Raw genomic sequence first — 19029 nt, 5'->3', positions numbered from 1 at the left:
GTTAATAATAGTGCATAAATCATGCAAAAAGATAATAAAATAAAAAAGAGTTTAAGGCGTGAATGGAATAATTTTATGTAGGATTTTTATTTGATTTAAACAATAGTATATTAATATACTATTGTTTAAATTCTTTTCCTGTTAGAATTTTGTATAAATCTAATTCCAGGGATTCTTTTGGAGATTCAACTATTCTGCCAATTTCTATATCACTGCGTTTTGGGTTATGATTGGCTTTGTAGAGTATAAAAGTAGGTATACTAACTATATTCTTTTGATTTTGTTCGCCATACAAACTCTCTTTTTTACGATTTAAAGCATAAAGTTTTAATTTCCTTTGAGGATAATTGGTTACATCCAGGATTTTTAAAAATCGAGGAAGTTGCTCATGAGTGTCGCTGCACCAAGTTCCAAAATATATTTCAATTTTATATATTTTTAATTTATTTTTTATTTTATTTATAACATTACGATCAGGAACATAGGAATTATATTCGTCTGTATACCATGAATTAAAATCAGATTGTTTCAAGGCATCTCTAGTTATTTGACCAAATAATATGGTTTCTCCCTCCGGATCGGTAAGCTTTTTATTAACAATCATTTTATCGGATGTTCTACAACTTATAAGTATAGTTAAAATAAATATAAAAATAAGGGATTGTTTAAACTTCATATAAATATAATTTTGGTAAATATACAAATCTCCGTCTATTATCTTTAAAAGAATAGTTCAAACATTTAATATAACATAATTTCACAAAATTTAACTTACAAATACCAATAGTATAAAATATAAAATTTAAGTATTTAATTATATAGTATCAAGCATTAAAATGAAGAATAAAAGATAATGCTTACTAGTTTATCATAAATAATTAAATATATGTTTGTATGTTAAATGTTGTTAGTTTAAGCAACTGTGTTTAGATGGAATATTATAATTGTTTATTCCAAAACAGCTATAGGAATTATCATTTCCTCAAGTGAAATCCCACCATGCTGGTAGGTATCTTTATAGTAATTAACATAATGGTTATAATTTTTTGGATAAGCAAAAAATTTGTTTTCTTTAGCAAAAATATATTTTGAGTTTAAATTAACTTTTGGTAAAAAATAATCCTCCGGATCACTCACGGCAAAAACATCTTTTTCATCATATTGTAAGTTTTTTCCTAATTTATATCTAAGATTGGTGGATGATTCTTTATCGCCAATTACTTTACTAGGTTTTTTCACATAAATGGTACCATGATCGGTTGTAATGATCAATTTAAACCCTTCTTCCGCGGCGGATTGAATTATTTTTAATAAGCTTGAATTTTCAAACCAAGTATAAGTCAAGGATCGGAATGTTTTGTCATCCCTGATTAACTCATTGACAATATTATTGTTGGTTTTCGCGTGAGAAAGAATATCTATAAAGTTATAAACGATAGTGATAAAATCTGCATTACTGCTGTGATGTTTAAATTCATCTGAAATTTTTTTCTCAAATTCAGCATTTAAAATTTTAAAATATTTATTTCTAATATTTTTTAGCCCTAAACGCTGAAGCTGAGCTGTTAATAATTCACTCTCATATTGATTTTTATGTTCTTCATCATTCTCGCCTATCCAATATTGAGGAAATTTTTTTTCAATCTCTAAAGGTAGTAATCCGGCAAAAAAAGAATTTCTTGCATATTGAGTAGCTGAAGGAAGAATGCTAAAATAGGATTTCTCAGTTACAGAATTAAAATACTTAGAAAATAATGGTTCAATAATTTTCCATTGATCATAACGCAAATTATCGATCATTAAGAGCAAAACCTTTTTATGTTTGTTAATAACCGGTCTAACGACATCATTGAATGCAGTATGAGACATGATCGGTTTTTGTTCAGAATGCAACCAATCATGATAATTATTTTCTATAAACTTTGCAAACAAACTATTTGCTTCATCCTTTTGATTGCTTAAAATAGCACTCATTTCAACATCGGAAAGTTTATCAAAACTAATATCCCATTGAATAAGTTTTAAATAAAGTTGAATCCAATCTTCATACGATTGAGCATACATTAAGTCCATTGAAATCTTTCGAAATTCCTGTTGATAATTTTGAACCGTTTTTTTCTCGATTATCTCATCGCTTTTAAGTATTTTCTTTAAACTTATCAATACTTGATTGGGATTAACAGGCTTAAGGATATAATCTGTGATTTTTTCGCCAATAGCTTCTTCCATAATATCTTCAGCTTCATTTTTCGTTACCATAATTACAGGTAAATTCGATTTTATTTCCTTAATCTTTTGTAGAGCTTCTAAACCGCCAATACCGGGCATATTTTCATCAAGCAGAACTGCGTCAAAATTGTTTATGGGAATCAGTTCTAAGGCTTCAGCTGCATTGTTGACATAAATAACCTCATATCCTTTGTTTTTTAAAAAAATTATATGAGGTTCCAATAGTTCTATTTCGTCATCAATCCATAATATTTTTTTACCCATGCCTATATAGTTATTTATTTACATTAATTTTGCATTAATGTACAAAAAATATGCCTATTGGAAAAAATAAATAAGAGGAAAATTTTTAATGATCCGGTATTAGGATTTGTTTCCATATCCGATGATTTACTATTTGATATCATTGAACATCCCTATTTTCAGAGGTTACGACGGATATCTCAAACAGGCTTAAGCTATTATGTTTATCCCGGTTCTACACATTCGAGATTCCTACATGCCTTAGGGTGTATCAATTTAATGCAAATTACCCATAAAGTCCTTAAAGATAAAGGCGTTAAAATTTCAAAAGAAGAAGAAAGAGCCTCTTTAATAGCTATATTATTACATGACATAGGACATGGACCCTTTTCTCATGCACTTGAATCAACATTGTTGGAAGGAATACATCACGAAAAACTTTCAATCACTTTTATGAAATTATTAAATGAGGAGTTTAATAATGAATTATCATTAGCAATTGATATTTTTTTAAATAAATATCCTCGTAAATTTTTCCATCAATTAATTTCAAGTCAAATAGATTTAGATCGATTGGATTATCTAAAAAGAGATAGTTTCTTCACCGGAGTTTCTGAAGGGAATGTAAATTCAGAAAGGATTATAACTATGATGAATGTAGTTAATGATGAATTAGTAATTGATGGTAAAGGAATCTATTCAATAGAGAAATACTTGACATCGAGAATGTTTATGTATTGGCAGGTATATTTCCATAAAACATCGGTAACTGCCGAAATATATTTAATTGAAGCTTTAAAAAGAGCCAAACAATTGGTAAAAAAAGGTAAAAATGTTCCTTCTTCCGATGTTTTGCAATATTTTTTGGAAAAATCTGACTTTATTGAAATTAACAAAATGGATTTGGAGAAATTCGCTCAGCTTGATGATTCTGATGTAATTTCAGCCTTGAAATTATGGCAGTCTCACGAAGACAAAACATTGAGTTTATTAAGTCAATTCATTATTCAAAGAAAATTACCCTCATCACTTATAATTTCAGAACCTATTTCAAATGAAAAAGTAGAACAAATAAAAAATGAAGTTAAAAAATTATATTCCGTACAAGATGCAGGGTATTTTGTACACCAAAAAGAGTTAAGTGTATTAGCATACAACGATACCAAAGACCCGATCAAATTACTTTTAAAAAATGGGGAAATTTTGGAATTACAAAAAGCAGATAATCAAGTCTTAGTTAAAGATTTAAGAAAGAAAATAACTCGTTATCATATATGTATACCCAGAGAAATTAGTGGTGTTAAATAAAGATTTTTATAATCATAATAAAATGTTTACATTTGCCAATCATGGAATTTAGCGCTGAACAAGTAGCAAATTTAGTAAATGGGGTTATAAAAGGTAACCCCCAGGAAAAAGTATCTTATATATCTAAAATAGAAGATGGTAAGCCCGGTACCATAACCTTTTTAGGAGGAGAAAAATATCAGGAATATTTAAAAAATACCAAAGCTTCTATTGTTATTATATCAAAAGAACTATTACCGAAGGACATTTCCAATTTACCAACTATTATTGTTGTGGAAAATGCATATTCAGCTTTCAATAAATTATTGACTATTTATAATGAGATGAAAATAAAAAAACAGGGTATTGAAAGTCCTGTATTTATATCTCAATCTGCAACTTTATCGGAAGATGTTTATGTAGGGGCATTTGCTTATATATCAAATCATGTGAAAATAGGTAACAATACTAAAATTTACCCTCATGTATTTATAGGTGAAAATGTTAGTATCGGGGATAATTGTTACTTAGGTCCCGGAGTTAAAATTTATGATGATTGTGTAATAGGTAATAATTGTTCAATTCATGCAGGAACTATAATAGGAGGAGACGGTTTTGGATTTCAGCCAACAAGCGAAGGATACGAAAAAGTACCTCAATTAGGTAATGTTATTATTGAAGATAATGTAGAAGTAGGATCGAATTGTTCTATTGACCGAGCCACCATAGGATCAACAATTATCAAAAAAGGAGTTAAATTAGATAATTTAATACAAGTAGCACATAATGTAGTAATTGGAGAACATACAGTTATAGCAGCTCAAGCAGGTATAGCAGGTTCTTCAAAATTAGGAAAATGGAGTATGATCGGTGGACAGGTGGGAATTTCCGGACATCTAAATGTAGGAAATAGAGTTATAGTTCAAGCACAAAGCGGGATAACTAATGATGTAGAAGATGACCAAAGACTATTCGGTTCTCCTGCAATACAATATTTAAAATATCAAAAAAGTTTTATATACTTTAAAAAACTTCCTGAAATAGTCAATAGATTAGAGAAGTTAGAAAAAGGTAAAAAGTAAATCTTTAACTAGTAATTTATATAAAATGTCAGATAAGCAAAAGACACTTAAACAGGAGTTTACATTAAAAGGAAAAGGTTTGCATACAGGTAAAGAAGTTGTCATGACAATTAAACCTGCACCTGTAAACACAGGATTTATTTTTGTTAGGGTGGATTTGGAAGGGCAACCTACTATTGAAGCCGATGCAACCTATGTGACTTCTACTGAAAGAGGTACCGTTTTAGAAAAAAAAGGAGTAAAAATACATACTTGTGAACATGTATTAGCTGCATTAACCGGAATGGATTTGGACAATGCATATATTGAGATGGATAGTTCAGAACCTCCTATTATGGATGGCTCATCTAAATTTTTTGTAGAAGCTATTGAAAAAGCCGGTGTAGTTGAACAAGAAGCTAACAGAGAATACTTCACAATAAAAGAAATAATTTCTTACACAGATCCGGAAACAGGCTCAGAGATTACTGCAATACCTTCCGATCACTTTGAAGTAGCAACTATGGTAGATTTTGGTACGAAAGTATTGGGAACACAAAATGCTACCATGAAAAGTATTCAAGATTTTAAATCTGATTTTGCCAATGCCAGGACCTTCAGTTTTCTTCATGAACTGGAAACTTTATTAGACTCCGGATTAATAAAAGGCGGAGATATTAATAATGCCATTGTTTATGTAGATAAAGAACTTTCCCCGGATACCCTGGATAAACTAAAAGTTGTATTTAATCAACCGGAAGTTAGTGTAAGACCTAACGGAATATTAGATAATGTGACCTTATACTATCCTAATGAAGCAGCAAGACATAAATTATTAGATGTCATTGGTGATTTAACCTTAGTAGGTGTTCGATTAAAAGCTAAAATCATAGCTACCAAGCCCGGACACCATTGCAATACACAGTTCGCAAAAAAATTAAATAAATTATATAAATTATTTAAAAGAAAAAATATACCGGAAATTGATTTGCAAAAAGAACCGGTATACGATATAAAAGATATCATGAGAATGCTTCCCCATCGTCCTCCATTTTTATTGGTGGATAAAATAATGGAAGTTGATGATAAACATATAATCGGAGTTAAAAACGTAACTATTAATGAACCTTTTTTTGTAGGTCACTTTCCTAATGAACCTGTTATGCCGGGAGTATTACAAATTGAAGCTATGGCTCAAACAGGAGGTATTTTTGTGCTCGAAAATGTAGATGATCCTCAAAATTACTCTACCTACTTGATTAAATTAGATAATGTGAAGCACAAAAGAAAGGTGATACCCGGAGATACCTTAATTTTTAAAATTGACTTATTAGAACCTATACGAAGAGGAATTGTACATATGCAAGGATATGGATACTGTAATGGACATATGGTTGTTGAAGCAGAAATGATGGCTCAAGTAGCGAAAACCAAAGAAGAGAAGGAATAGAAAAATGATTCAACCATTAGCTTTTGTACATTCCGATGCAAAAATTGCAAAGAATGTTGTTATTGAACCATTTTCATCGATTTATAAAGATGTTGAAATTGGAGAAGGAACATGGATAGGCTCTAATGTCATTATTATGGAGGGAGCTCGAATTGGGAAAAATTGTAAAATATTTCCCGGAGCAGTAATTTCAGCAGAACCTCAAGATTTAAAATATAAAGGTGAAAAATCTTTAACGATTATAGGAGATAATACTGTACTGAGAGAATGCGTTACTGTAAGTAGAGGTACTTCAGATAAAATGAAAACAGTTATAGGCGAAAATTGTCTGATAATGGCTTATTCCCATATCGCACATGATTGCGAAGTAGGAAATAATTGTATATTCTCTAATAATACCACCTTGGCAGGACACATAACTGTAGGAGATTACGTTGTAATGGCAGGAATGACAGCTGTACATCAATTTTGTTCCATTGGTAATCATGCATTTGTAACCGGAGGATCACTTGTAAGGAAAGATATTCCCCCTTTTGTAAAAGTTGCCAGGGATCCATTGTCCTATGTTGGTATTAATTCTGTAGGACTAAGAAGGAGAGGTTTCAGTTCCGATAAAATTGCGGAAATACAAAACATTTATCGAGTTATTTTTCAAAACAAATTGAATATCACACAGGCCTTATCAGTAGTAGAAGCTGAATTTGAGGCCACCCCTGAAAGAGATGAAATCATCCAATTTATACAATCAAGTATGAGGGGGGTAATGAGAGGATTTAACGCTCAAGGATTATAAAAATAGTAGTAAAAAAATTTAAATTATATACATATGGCTGGAATGGGAGATATAAAAAAGGGACTTTGTATCAATTTTAATGATGACATCTATAAAGTAATTGAGTTTTTACATGTTAAACCGGGTAAAGGCCCTGCTTTTGTAAGAACTAAATTAAAATCTTTAACATCAGGAAAAGTTGTTGATAATACCTTTTCAGCAGGTAGTAAAATAGAAGATGTAAAAGTTATTACTCGCAAATATCAATATTTATATGATGACGATCATGGTTTTCATTTCATGAATAACGATGATTTTTCTCAAATTTATATAGATAAAAATTTGATTGAAAATGCTCAATTTATGAAAGCAGGAGAGGAGGTTATGATTATTCTTAAAGAAGAAGATGAAACACCATTGTCAGCAGAATTACCGGCAAGTGTTATCATGGAAGTAATAGAAGCAGAACCCGGCGTTAAAGGAAACACAGCTACCAATGCGCTTAAAAATGCAATCATTGAAACCGGAGCTAAAGTTTTAGTGCCCCTATTTATTGAGGCCGGTGAAAAAATAAAAATTAATACAGATGACGGCTCTTATATCGAAAGAGTAAAAGATTAGAAAAGATTAAATATATTCGTATATTTACCTATCATTTTTATTTAATATCATGAAATTTCCAAAATCATTTACACTAAAAAACATTGCATCAATTATAGGATGTGAATATATTGGAAAAGATGACTTTCCAATTTATGGAACTAACGAAATTCACCGCGTAAAAGAAGGAGAAATAGTTTTTGTAGACCATCCCAAATATTATGACAAAGCATTACGCAGCGAAGCAAGTGTAATTTTGATTAATAAAAAGGTTGAATGTCCGAAAAATAAAGCTCTCCTTTTATCTGATGATCCTTTCAGAGATTTTAATAAAATCAATGATTATTTTGTAAAATTTACGCCTCAAAATAAGTTAATTTCAGATGACGTTCAAATTGGTACAAACACCGTTATACAACCGGGAGTTTACATTGGTAAACATGTAAAAATTGGCAATGATTGTGTAATTTTTCCAAATGTTACCATACATGATTATACTGAAATAGGTAATAATGTCGTTATACAATCAGGAACGGTACTTGGAGGTGATGGCTTTTATTATAAAAACCGCGGAAGTTATTATGATCGATTGAAATCCGTAGGTAATGTTATAATAGAAGATAATGTTGAAATTGGTTCGAATTGTACTATCGACCGAGGAGTTACAGCTTCTACCATTATCGGTGAAGGTTCAAAATTGGATAATCTCATACAAGTGGGACATGATACCGTTATTGGAAGAAAATGCTTAATAGCATCTCAAGTAGGTATTGCCGGTTGTTGTAATATTCAAGATGAAGTGAGCATATGGGGACAAGCAGGATTTGCCTCTTCACTTACTGTGGGAGAAAAAGCTGTGATATTGGCACAATCGGGAGTTTCTAAAAATTTGGAAGCAGGAAAAACTTATTTTGGTTACCCTGCCGAAGAAGCTAAAAAGAAATTAAAAGAAATGGCTACACTCAAAAGATTAGCCAAATAAAAATTGAATTAATTATTCATCTTTAAATTATAGATATGTCTGTTTTGGTTGATAAAAATTCCAAAGTAATTGTTCAAGGATATACAGGTAAAGAAGGTTCTTTTCATGCAGAACAAATGATTGAATACGGAACCCAAGTGGTTGGAGGAGTAACTCCGGGAAAAGGAGGAACAACCCATTTGGATAGACCTGTTTTCAATACAGTTAAGGAAGCTATCGACCAGACAGGGGCTAATACCTCCATCATATTTGTTCCCCCTGCGTTTGCTTCAGATTCGATTATGGAAGCAGCACAAGCCGGAATAAAAGTTATTATATGCATTACAGAAGGTATTCCTGTTGAAGACATGGTTCAAGTTAAAAATTATCTTAAATCGTACGATTGCACATTAATAGGCCCTAATTGTCCGGGAATTATTTCAGCGGAAGAGGCAAAAGTTGGAATCATGCCCGGTTTTATTTTTAAAAAAGGAAAAGTCGGTATAGTTTCTAAATCAGGTACGCTAACCTATGAAGCTGCTGACCAAGTGGTTAAAGCCGGGTATGGGATTTCAACCGCAATTGGAATTGGTGGAGATCCTATCGTAGGAACATCTATTAAAGATGCCTTGCAACTACTTATCGAAGATAAAGATACAGAATGTATAGTTATGATAGGGGAAATTGGAGGTCAACTGGAAGTAGATGCGGCATTATGGTATAAATCTAATAATATAACCAAGCCTATTGTCGGATTTATTGCAGGAATTACTGCACCTAAAGGAAGAACTATGGGTCATGCCGGGGCTATTGTTGGAGGAGAAAATGATACAGCACAATCAAAAATGAAAATTATGGCTGAATGCGGTATCCACGTTGTCAACTCTCCTGCAGATATAGGAAAAACGGTAGGCAAAATATTCGTTTAGGTATTTTTTGCACAGCAACAAACCAAAAAATTATATATTTATGAGAAAAAGCGTTCTTTTATTATTAATTCCGATTTTGTCTTATTCGCAAGTAAGATTTGGTGTAAGAGGAACACTTCAAAATACAAGTGTTTCCAATATACATAAAGAATCCAGCAGTAGAAATGCAGCATCTATCGGTGTTTTAGCCCAAATTCAATTAGACTATTATAATCGGTTTTTCATACAGCCTGAGATATCATATTCCATGCAAGGGGAAAAAGATAAGATTAATCTGTCAGGAAATCAAACGAAGGCTAAATTTTTTCAAAATTATATAAACATACCGATTTATTTTAGGGCATATTTATCAGAATCCGAAAACGAATTTTTTGCAGAAGTTGGTCCTCAATTAGGAATATTAATATCCCAAAAAGATAAAGACTTAGAAAAAAAGCGATACGGATCCAACCCTAAGAATCTTGATACATCCATATCAGTAGGTTTAGGATATAGTATTGTTAGAAAATCAGAAATTTTCGTTCGTTATAATTACGGTTTTATGGATATTTATGATAAATTTTACCAAAAACAAAATACATCAGTAATTGCTTTAGGTTTTGCCTATATTTTTGATTAATTAAATATAAATAAAAATATATTTATGGGATTAATTTTGTTTAATCCCATTTTTTATGCTTATAACTCTTTGTGTTTTTAAAATATTTGATCTAAAATACCGACAGCTTTAAGCTTTGTCTATGAAAAATTGTCAGTTATAATATATGACATTTGTGACAGAAAATTTTCAGCTATTATTTTTTTTAAATTGCAACATTTTTTTTAAAATATGTATTATTTAAATTAAAGGACACTTTTTATAAAAATAATATTAATATTTTTATATATAATAGTTCAATAATTTATATTTTAAATACAATAATTACCACTTTTATATATTGTCTGACCTATATAATAGTCAACTTGATAAAAATTATTGACGATTATAATCCAATAAACTAAGTGAACAAATTATCTCAAATACTATAATAATTAGATTATAAATTGAAACTATTTGTATTAAATAGAAATAAAAAATGGGATTAAAAAATTTGGCTTGAAGTTTGATGTGTGGAAGGAAAAATTAATCATAATATAAATTTTACCTTATGTATTGGACCTTAGAATTAGCGTCTTATTTAAGTGATGCGCCGTGGCCCGCCACAAAAGATGAATTAATTGATTATGCCATCAGAACCGGCGCCCCTTTGGAAGTAGTTGAAAATCTACAGGCAATTGAAGATGAGGGCGAGATTTACGATAGCATTGAAGAAATATGGGCGGATTATCCGACTGATGATGATTTCCTCTGGAACGAAGATGAATACTAATTTATAAGCCCTAGCTCGTTTAGGGCTTTACTTTTCATAGTTCATACTAAAAAAGCTTTTTTTTAGTACATTTGTACGTACAAATTAATTACATATAATGAATATATTAAATTCAGTCCTCAAATTATTTATTGGGGATAAACATAAAAAAGATCTTGCACAATTAAATAAATATCTGGACAAAATTAAAAAGGAAGAAGAAAGTATTTCTTCTTTATCTTTTGATGATCTAAGATTTAAAACCATTGAGTTTAAAGAAAAAATATCTCAAGCAACTTTTGATCTTAAAAATAAAATTGCAGAATTAAAAGAACAAACTCAAAATGTTGATAATATAGACGAAAAAGAGCGATTATACAGCGAGATTGAGAAATTTGAGAAGGAATCCTACGAAGTAGAAGAAAGAATATTGGAAGAAATACTTCCTCAAGCGTATGCTTTAATTAAAGAAACAGCCCGTCGATTTGCTGAAAACAACACTATTACCGTTACAGCCACCGATTTTGATAAAACATTGGCATTAACTAAAGAGTATGTTACCATTGAAGGAGATAAAGCCGTATGGAGAAATTATTGGAATGCGGCGGGTAAAGAAGTAAAATGGGACATGATTCATTATGATGTTCAGTATATAGGAGGAACGGTATTACATCAAGGAAAAATTGCTGAAATGGCAACCGGTGAGGGGAAAACATTAGTAGGAACACTTCCTATGTATTTGAATGCTCTACCGGGACGTGGAGTTCATGTAGTAACAGTTAATGATTATTTAGCAAAACGGGACTCCGCATGGATGGCTCCTTTGTTTGAATTTCATGGATTAAAAGTAGATTGTATTGATAACCATCAACCCAATTCAGAATCTCGAAGACAAGCTTATCTTGCTGATATTACTTACGGAACTAATAATGAATTTGGATTCGATTATTTACGTGACAATATGGCAAATTCTCCAAATGACTTAGTTCAAAGAGAACTTAATTATGCCATTGTCGATGAGGTAGATTCCGTTCTAGTAGATGATGCACGTACGCCATTAATTATATCCGGTCCGGTACCTCAAGGAGATAAACAAGAATATCAGGAATTAAAACCGGTTGTTGAAACCATTTTTACGGCTCAAAAAAATGAAATTTCAAAATTATTTCAGGAAGCAAAACAATTAATAGCTTCTGGAGATAAAAAAGAAGGAGGCTATAAATTATATCAAGTATATAGAGGATTACCTAAACATAAGCCTTTAATTAAATACCTTTCAGAAGAAGGGAACAAAGCTATTTTGTTAAAAGCTGAAGCTTATTTTATATCGGATAATAACCGAATGATGCCTGAGGCAGATAAAAATTTATATTTTTCAATTGATGAAAAAAATAATCAGGTAGAGCTTACCGATAAAGGAATTGAATTTTTGTCAAAAGGAAATTCCGATCCTAACTTTTTTGTATTAGAAGATTTAGGAACTGTATTTGCCGATATTGAAAATAAAAACTTATCCAAAGAAGAAGAACATAAAGAAAAAGAAGAGTTCTTACGATACTTTGCTATCAAATCCGAACGTATTCATTCTTTAAGTCAATTGCTCAAGGCATATACTTTGTTTGAGAAAGATGTAGAATATGTTGTAATTGACGGGCAAGTTAAAATTGTTGACGAACAGACCGGACGTATTATGGAAGGCCGTCGTTATTCTGATGGATTGCATCAAGCTTTAGAAGCTAAAGAAAATGTAAAAGTCGAAGCAGCAACACAAACATTTGCTACAATTACTTTACAGAATTACTTTAGAATGTATAATAAATTGGCAGGTATGACCGGTACTGCCGAAACGGAAGCCGGAGAATTTTGGGAAATATATAAATTAGATGTAGTGGTTATTCCTACCAACAAACCTGTAATTAGAAACGACCAACAAGATTTAGTTTATAAAACCAACAGAGAAAAATTCAATGCCGTTTTAAATGAGGTGATACGTTTATCTCAAGAAGATAAAAGACCGGTATTAGTGGGAACTACTTCTGTAGAAATTTCCGAATTATTAAGCAAAGCTTTAAAATTAAGAAAAATACCACATAATGTATTGAATGCAAAATTACATAAAAAAGAAGCAGACATTGTTGCAGAAGCGGGAAATCCGGGAGTAGTAACTATTGCTACCAATATGGCAGGAAGGGGTACCGACATTAAGTTAACGGATGAAGTTAAAGCCGCAGGAGGGTTAGCTATTATTGGTACGGAAAGACATGATTCTAGACGGGTAGACAGACAGTTAAGAGGTCGTGCCGGTCGTCAGGGAGATCCGGGATCTTCTCAATTCTATGTTTCTCTAGAGGATAACTTAATGCGTTTATTCGGTTCTGATCGAATAGCTAAAATGATGGATCGATTAGGGCATAAGGAAGGAGATGTAATTCAACATTCTATGATCACTAACTCTATTGAAAGAGCTCAGAAAAAAGTTGAAGAAAATAACTTTGGAATTCGTAAAAGATTGTTGGAATATGACGATGTAATGAATAAACAAAGGGAAGTAATTTACAGCAGACGTAAAAATGCTCTTTTTGGTGAGAAGTTAAGTATCGATATCGCTAACATGATTTATGATACTGCTGCTTTATTAGTAAGAGACAATAAACAAGATAAAAACTATAAAAATTTTGAGTTTGAGTTAGCAACAGTGTTTGCTATGGATACTCCTGTAGATGAAGCAGAGTTTAACAGATTATCTGAAAAAGAACTTGTTGATAAAGTTTTTGAACAAGCAGAAGCTTTTTATAAAGAAAAATTAGAAAATACGGCACAACAGTTGTATCCTATCATATCTAACGTCTTTTTAGCAAGAGGAAACACATTTAAAAATATTTCCGTTCCTTTTACTGACGGTACAAAAGTATTAAATGTAACCACCAATTTAGAAGATGCTTACAATTCTGAAGGAAAAGCTTTATTAAAAGACTTTGAAAAAGGAATTACTTTAGCATTAATAGATGAAAATTGGAAAGAACATTTAAGAGAGATGGATGAATTAAGAAAGTCTGTACAATCTGCCGTTTACGAACAAAAAGATCCGTTGGTTATTTATAAACAAGAATCCTTTGCTTTATTTAGGGATATGTTAGATAAAACCAATAAAGAAATTATCTCTTTCTTGTTCAAAGGAGGTTTACCATCTGAACCTGAAGAATCAAAAATAGAACAAGCTCGTGAAGTAAAACAAAAAGTGGTTGAGAGCAGAGAGTTTGTTGAAAATGATGAAAAACAGACTCAAGAAAAGCCGGTTTCCGAACCATTACGTGTAAACAAGATCGGAAGAAATGAAATGGTACATGTACGTAATTTGAGAACCGGAGAAGTTAAATCTTTGAAATTTAAACAAGCGCAAAGTCTTATAGAGGAGGGAAGTTGGATATTGGTAGATCAAGAGGATGAATAACCTCTAAAAAATATTAGAACATTGAGCCGGAATAATAATATTTTATTATTCCGGTTTTTTATAAAAAAAATTAAAACCTAAATGCATATTTAGCATGAAATCATTAGCAGAAATTAGAAACGAGTTTATTAAAAATCTTTCTTCGCAATATACACTTAAAGAAATAGATATTATTTTTTATGCGTTGGCAGAAACATATTTGCATAAAGATAAAATTACCTTAAAATTAGGATTGGATGAAATGCAAGAAGATTCTCAAATAAAATCTACACTTTTTCAAACAGCCTTATTTCATTTAATTAGCGGTATGCCTTACCAATATGTGGTAGGTTATACGGAATTTTACGGCTGTAAAATTTCTGTAAATTCCCATGTGTTGATTCCCAGACCGGAAACAGAAGAATTGGTATCTTGGATTTGCAATGACTTTGAAAATAAAAATGAAGAGTTGAATATCATTGATTTATGTTCCGGAAGTGGATGTATTGCTATTGCATTAGCTAAAAACTTAAAAGCAAAAGTATCTGCACTTGAAATTGACGAAAAGGCTATAAATTTGGCCAAAAAAAATGCAGAAAGCAATCAAGTACAGGTAGATTTTATACAGGCTGATTTACTTAATACGGGTCACCTAATAAAGAATACTGAAAAGTATGATATTATTGTATCCAATCCTCCCTATATCAGAGAATATGAAAAAGAAGGTATGGAAAGTAGGGTAGTCAATCATGAACCATCCAAAGCCTTATTTGTGCCGAATGATGATCCATTGGTTTTTTACAGGAGTATAATAGATTTTTCACTAAAAAACATGAAGCCACAAGGAAGAGTATATGTTGAAATTAATCAAGATTTAGGAGAAAAAACCAGACAACTGTTTTTGGAATACTTTAATTACGTTGAGTTAAAACAAGATATATCCGGTAATTTTAGGATGATTAAGGCTAAAGAGATAGTTTTTTAAATAAGTAAGTATATAGTGTGTAATTGTATTAAAAAAGTTAAAATATCTATTTTTGAAGTAGCATTTCATTTTCCATCAAAATTCATCATCGCAGGTTCTTAGTCAGCCAAAGTCATAGAACGTTCTTTTTCTTAAATAGTAAGATTAGATCCTCCTGCCTTTTCCAAACCTTACTTTTATAAGAATATAATGTTAATAATTAATATATATTAATATAGATAGTGTAAATGTTTGGCACAATTATTTTATTTACAGTAAATAAGGTTAAAAACTTAATCTTTGTCATTACTATTTAGATACAAAAGTGTAGTTTTTATCTGACAAAATTTATTGTAAATTTGAATTGTGAAAAATCAGATTAACATTGCCGATATTCCCGGAAATTCTCAATTAATTAAAGATTATATAACTAAGGAGGAAAAAATCGCATCTTTTTATGGAAGAAATTTATCACCTGAATCTTTACTTATACAGGCTAGAGAAAAAATTTCCAATTATAAACACAGGGAAAAGTTAATTGATGAATTGCAACGACAGTTAAAAAATTTACAATTGTCTGAAAAGCAAACAATCAATCTAAAAAATCTTAGTTTAGCGAATTCAATAACCATCACAACAGGTCATCAACTAAATTTAATGACCGGTCCGTTATATTTCATCTATAAAATTTTACAGGTAATAAAATTATGTGACACGATGAATGAAAGACAAGAGGAATTTAAATTTATTCCAATTTTCTGGATGGCTACGGAAGATCATGATTTTGAGGAAATAAATCATTTTAATTTTAATAGAGAATTTATAAGTTGGAATGAGAAACATCATGATTATGTTGGTGAAATTTCAACCGGTGGATTAAAAACTGTCCTATCCGATTTTTATGAAGAATTAAAATATTATCCTTTTGGAAAGGATTTAAGAGAGATTATTGAAAAATCCTATTATACTGCGGATAATCTTTCAAATGCCACTCGAATTTTAGTTAATGAATTGTTTAAAGAATATGGTCTATTGTTTATAGATGGTAATACAGAATCTTTAAAAAAATTGTTTATACCTTTTATTAAAGATGACATCAAGGAAAAAAAATCTTTCCAAATCATTTCAAAAACAATCGAAAAATTAAAATCGAATCATTATAAAATACAAGTAAATCCGAGAAAAATTAATTTTTTTTATCATAAAAATAAAGAAAGAAACCGTATAGATGAAACCAATGGTAAATATTATATTTTAGGAAGCTGTAAAAATTTTAGTGAAGTTGAAATACTGGAAGAAATAGATAAACATCCCGAAAATTTCAGTCCCAATGCATTAATGAGACCGGTGTATCAGGAAGTCATATTGCCTAACGTTGCCTATGTTGGTGGAAATGCAGAAATTGCATATTGGATGGAACTTAAAGATTATTTTTCTGCACAAAATATTCCCTTTCCTATATTGGTGCCAAGAAATTCCTTTTTATTGATTAATGACAATCAAGAAAAAAGAATGAAAAAACTTTCTTTGAATATCAATCATTTATTTCTTCCTAAAGAACAAACAATTAATACCCTAGTAACTCAAAATTCATCCTATATATTTGATTTTGCAAAGTACGAAAATCGTTTAAAAGAAATTTTCGATGATTTATTGAAAGAATCTGCCAATACAGATCCTAGTTGGGAAAATATGATTATGGCTCAAAAGAAAAAGCAACTCAATGGGTTGGAAAAAATAAACAAACGTTTTTATAAAGCAAATAGATTAAAACATAAAGAAATTGTGTATAATTTTGAAAAATTATATGAAGAATTATTTCCTGAAGGTAGTTGGCAGGAAAGGGTCTATAATTTTTCATTTTATTATGCCACAATGGGATCTGAATTTTTAGCTCGAATATATAATGAAATCAAAGAATTTCAAAATATTGTAACAGTATTTAATTTAGAAAAAGGGAAATAAATAATTTAATTACATTTGCAACAAAGTTATTTAGAAATGAAAAAGCAATTTAATACGCTGCTATTATTATTTATAAGTTCCTTGATGCTTTCGCAACAGCAAAAACATACTGTTATGGCGAAAGAAACGCTTTATGGGTTAAGTAAAAAATACAATGTTTCCATTGATGATTTAAAAAAAGTAAATCCTCAATTAAATAGCCGTACGCTTCAGATAGGGGAAATTCTTATTATACCGGATAAAATAGCTTTACCTAAAGCGAATGAATATTTAACGTCCAACACTGTTAATAACATACAAAATATAGAAAATTCACAAAATTTAGATTATTTTTATATTACCGTTGAGCCTAAACAAACGTTATACGGATTAAGTAAAAAGTATCATACTACAATTAAAAGCATAATAGCTCTTAATCCGACTATGGATAAGAACGGTCCCAAAATTGGTGAAATTTTAAAAATTCCTGCCAATTCCTCATTGGAAAATTCAAATGCTTATAATCATGTTTATAGTGAAGATAAAAAGGATCAGGAAGATTTAAAAATAAATAATTCAGATTCAAAAGAAGAAATCAACATAAAAGATAAAAAAGAGTTGATTTCGGCAAAAGATGATCCAATAGAAACTAATAAAAAAGAAAATATTGAAAACCAGAAAGATAAGGAATCAGATATCTTAAGTAAAAATAAATTACCTGAAAATGATTTACAGAATGATGCTAAAGATCAATCATCAAGTCAAGCCGATAGTGAATTTAGAAAAGACGGAGTAAATGTGGTTTTATTTTTGCCTTTCCATACCGGAGAATCGTCCGTTAATGCGGAAAGACGTATAGCTACTCAATTTTATTCAGGAGTTAAACTTGCACTGGATTCTTTGTCCAATAGAGGAAAAAGAGTTCATGTAAAAATATTTGACACAAGTAATGATAATAAATTCAGAGAAATTGTAAATACCTATGATTTTTCGAATACCAATCTTATAATAGGCCCTTTATTTAAATCGAACTTATTAACCCTAGCAGATAAAATTAAAAAAATTCCGATAATTTCTCCATTTTCTTCCAGCGATGACCTAGATGAACACGAAAATTTAATTTTATATAATACAAAAGATCAAATATTAGCAGAGAAAGTAACTGATGAAATGTTAAAAAAATATTCCAACGAAAAAATATATATAGTATATGATGAGGAACATTTTAAAACGGCTCAATTTATTCAATCATTAATTAAAGATAGAAAAAATAATGCTGAAGTAATTTTAACTAAAAATGCAGAAGATATTAAACCGGATCAGAATTTAGTTACTGAAGAATATAATAAAATTTATGCGCTATTAATTTCAAATCAAGATCCGGTAATAAATAAATATTTGGATACGATAACTAGTTTTGAAACTAACCAAGTACAACCTATTTCTTTATTTTACTCTTCTTTGTTTGATAATAAAAAATACGAAGAAAAACTTATAAATTTCGGATTGTTATATTTAGATACAAATTATGTAAATGAATTTGGTTTTAATGAACAAAAAATGATGAATTTATATAAGAAAAAATATTGTCATATACCGGATAAATATGCTATTACCGGTTTTGATGTAACCTATGATATTTTGAGTCGTGTTGATGAAAAAGGGAATTTATCTAACGCAATTATGAAAGCTGAAAGTAAACAAGTCAGCAATAAATATTCTTTTAGAAGAATAAATAAAAATGGAGCTTGGGTTAATCAAGAAGCTAGAATTATTCAATTATTAAAATAACTTAGAACAAACAAAATTA

15 protein-coding genes are annotated in these 19029 nt (G+C 30.2%); 13 read left to right on the top strand and 2 right to left on the bottom strand.

All coding sequences use genetic code 11. From position 1 onward, the window contains the following. Nucleotides 1-118: 118 nt before the first annotated feature. Nucleotides 119-676 (bottom strand): hypothetical protein, encoded by a 558-nt coding sequence (locus tag GFU93_RS01215; RefSeq protein ID WP_160566375.1) that lies wholly within the window; start codon nt 674-676, stop codon nt 119-121. A 272-nt stretch (nt 677-948) separates the two neighbouring features. Further along, nucleotides 949-2493, bottom strand: coding sequence for a bifunctional response regulator/alkaline phosphatase family protein (locus GFU93_RS01210; protein WP_160543106.1), 1545 nt, complete (start codon nt 2491-2493; stop codon nt 949-951). 57 nt (nt 2494-2550) lie between these two features. Between GFU93_RS01210 and GFU93_RS01205 the strand changes: the two genes are divergently transcribed. The 13 genes from GFU93_RS01205 (at nt 2551) to GFU93_RS01145 (ending at nt 19010) form a co-directional block, all read left to right on the top strand. After that, entirely contained in the window at nt 2551-3780 is a 1230-nt protein-coding gene (locus GFU93_RS01205) for an HD domain-containing protein (RefSeq protein WP_160566372.1), read from the top strand. Between the two features lie 41 nt (nt 3781-3821). Continuing rightward, a complete protein-coding gene (gene lpxD / locus GFU93_RS01200; RefSeq protein WP_160566368.1) occupies nt 3822-4841 on the top strand; it encodes a UDP-3-O-(3-hydroxymyristoyl)glucosamine N-acyltransferase in 1020 nt (339 codons plus the stop codon). 25 nt (nt 4842-4866) lie between these two features. Beyond that, entirely contained in the window at nt 4867-6270 is a 1404-nt protein-coding gene (locus GFU93_RS01195) for a bifunctional UDP-3-O-[3-hydroxymyristoyl] N-acetylglucosamine deacetylase/3-hydroxyacyl-ACP dehydratase (RefSeq protein ID WP_160543103.1), read from the top strand. A gap of 4 nt (nt 6271-6274) precedes the next feature. Then, nucleotides 6275-7063 carry an acyl-ACP--UDP-N-acetylglucosamine O-acyltransferase gene (gene lpxA, locus GFU93_RS01190; protein WP_105297766.1) on the top strand — a complete coding sequence of 263 codons (789 nt, stop codon included), beginning with the start codon at nt 6275-6277 and terminating at the stop codon, nt 7061-7063. A gap of 33 nt (nt 7064-7096) precedes the next feature. Then, a complete protein-coding gene (gene efp / locus GFU93_RS01185; RefSeq protein WP_105297765.1) occupies nt 7097-7663 on the top strand; it encodes an elongation factor P in 567 nt (188 codons plus the stop codon). 49 nt (nt 7664-7712) lie between these two features. Then, nucleotides 7713-8624: a UDP-3-O-(3-hydroxymyristoyl)glucosamine N-acyltransferase gene (locus tag GFU93_RS01180; protein WP_105297764.1), complete on the top strand. Its 912-nt coding sequence runs from the start codon at nt 7713-7715 to the stop codon at nt 8622-8624. A 35-nt stretch (nt 8625-8659) separates the two neighbouring features. After that, complete coding sequence (gene sucD, locus GFU93_RS01175) at nt 8660-9532, top strand: succinate--CoA ligase subunit alpha (RefSeq protein ID WP_160566365.1); 873 nt, start codon at nt 8660-8662, stop codon at nt 9530-9532. A gap of 40 nt (nt 9533-9572) precedes the next feature. Continuing rightward, nucleotides 9573-10151 (top strand): porin family protein, encoded by a 579-nt coding sequence (locus GFU93_RS01170; RefSeq protein WP_160566362.1) that lies wholly within the window; start codon nt 9573-9575, stop codon nt 10149-10151. A gap of 529 nt (nt 10152-10680) precedes the next feature. Further along, nucleotides 10681-10902, top strand: coding sequence for a DUF2795 domain-containing protein (locus tag GFU93_RS01165; RefSeq protein WP_055424695.1), 222 nt, complete (start codon nt 10681-10683; stop codon nt 10900-10902). A gap of 97 nt (nt 10903-10999) precedes the next feature. Then, complete coding sequence (secA, locus tag GFU93_RS01160) at nt 11000-14332, top strand: preprotein translocase subunit SecA (RefSeq protein ID WP_160566359.1); 3333 nt, start codon at nt 11000-11002, stop codon at nt 14330-14332. Between the two features lie 94 nt (nt 14333-14426). Beyond that, nucleotides 14427-15296, top strand: a complete 870-nt coding sequence (gene prmC / locus GFU93_RS01155; RefSeq protein ID WP_160566356.1) for a peptide chain release factor N(5)-glutamine methyltransferase — start codon at nt 14427-14429, stop codon at nt 15294-15296. Between the two features lie 345 nt (nt 15297-15641). Next, nucleotides 15642-17240, top strand: a complete 1599-nt coding sequence (gene bshC, locus GFU93_RS01150) for a bacillithiol biosynthesis cysteine-adding enzyme BshC (protein ID WP_160566353.1) — start codon at nt 15642-15644, stop codon at nt 17238-17240. 36 nt (nt 17241-17276) lie between these two features. Next, nucleotides 17277-19010 carry a LysM peptidoglycan-binding domain-containing protein gene (locus GFU93_RS01145; RefSeq protein WP_160566350.1) on the top strand — a complete coding sequence of 578 codons (1734 nt, stop codon included), beginning with the start codon at nt 17277-17279 and terminating at the stop codon, nt 19008-19010. Nucleotides 19011-19029: the final 19 nt, after the last annotated feature.

The organism is Apibacter sp. B3546 (genome assembly GCF_009827885.1).
In the GTDB taxonomy this organism is placed as follows: Bacteria; Bacteroidota; Bacteroidia; order Flavobacteriales; family Weeksellaceae; genus Apibacter.
The sequence above is the reverse complement of the archived record's forward strand: the minus strand, read 5'-3'. Positions and strand labels throughout refer to the sequence as shown.

Excerpts from the sequence above, each read along its gene's own strand:
- prmC (WP_160566356.1), top strand. The coding sequence starts at position 14,427 with ATGAAATCATTAGCAGAAATTAGAAACGAGTTTATTAAAAATCTTTCT.
- GFU93_RS01195 (WP_160543103.1), top strand. The coding sequence starts at position 4,867 with ATGTCAGATAAGCAAAAGACACTTAAACAGGAGTTTACATTAAAAGGA.
- lpxD (WP_160566368.1), top strand. The coding sequence starts at position 3,822 with ATGGAATTTAGCGCTGAACAAGTAGCAAATTTAGTAAATGGGGTTATA.
- GFU93_RS01145 (WP_160566350.1), top strand. The coding sequence starts at position 17,277 with ATGAAAAAGCAATTTAATACGCTGCTATTATTATTTATAAGTTCCTTG.
- efp (WP_105297765.1), top strand. The coding sequence starts at position 7,097 with ATGGCTGGAATGGGAGATATAAAAAAGGGACTTTGTATCAATTTTAAT.
- sucD (WP_160566365.1), top strand. The coding sequence starts at position 8,660 with ATGTCTGTTTTGGTTGATAAAAATTCCAAAGTAATTGTTCAAGGATAT.
- GFU93_RS01170 (WP_160566362.1), top strand. The coding sequence starts at position 9,573 with ATGAGAAAAAGCGTTCTTTTATTATTAATTCCGATTTTGTCTTATTCG.
- GFU93_RS01210 (WP_160543106.1), bottom strand. The coding sequence starts at position 2,493 with ATGGGTAAAAAAATATTATGGATTGATGACGAAATAGAACTATTGGAA.
- secA (WP_160566359.1), top strand. The coding sequence starts at position 11,000 with ATGAATATATTAAATTCAGTCCTCAAATTATTTATTGGGGATAAACAT.
- GFU93_RS01165 (WP_055424695.1), top strand. The coding sequence starts at position 10,681 with ATGTATTGGACCTTAGAATTAGCGTCTTATTTAAGTGATGCGCCGTGG.
- lpxA (WP_105297766.1), top strand. The coding sequence starts at position 6,275 with ATGATTCAACCATTAGCTTTTGTACATTCCGATGCAAAAATTGCAAAG.
- GFU93_RS01180 (WP_105297764.1), top strand. The coding sequence starts at position 7,713 with ATGAAATTTCCAAAATCATTTACACTAAAAAACATTGCATCAATTATA.
- GFU93_RS01215 (WP_160566375.1), bottom strand. The coding sequence starts at position 676 with ATGAAGTTTAAACAATCCCTTATTTTTATATTTATTTTAACTATACTT.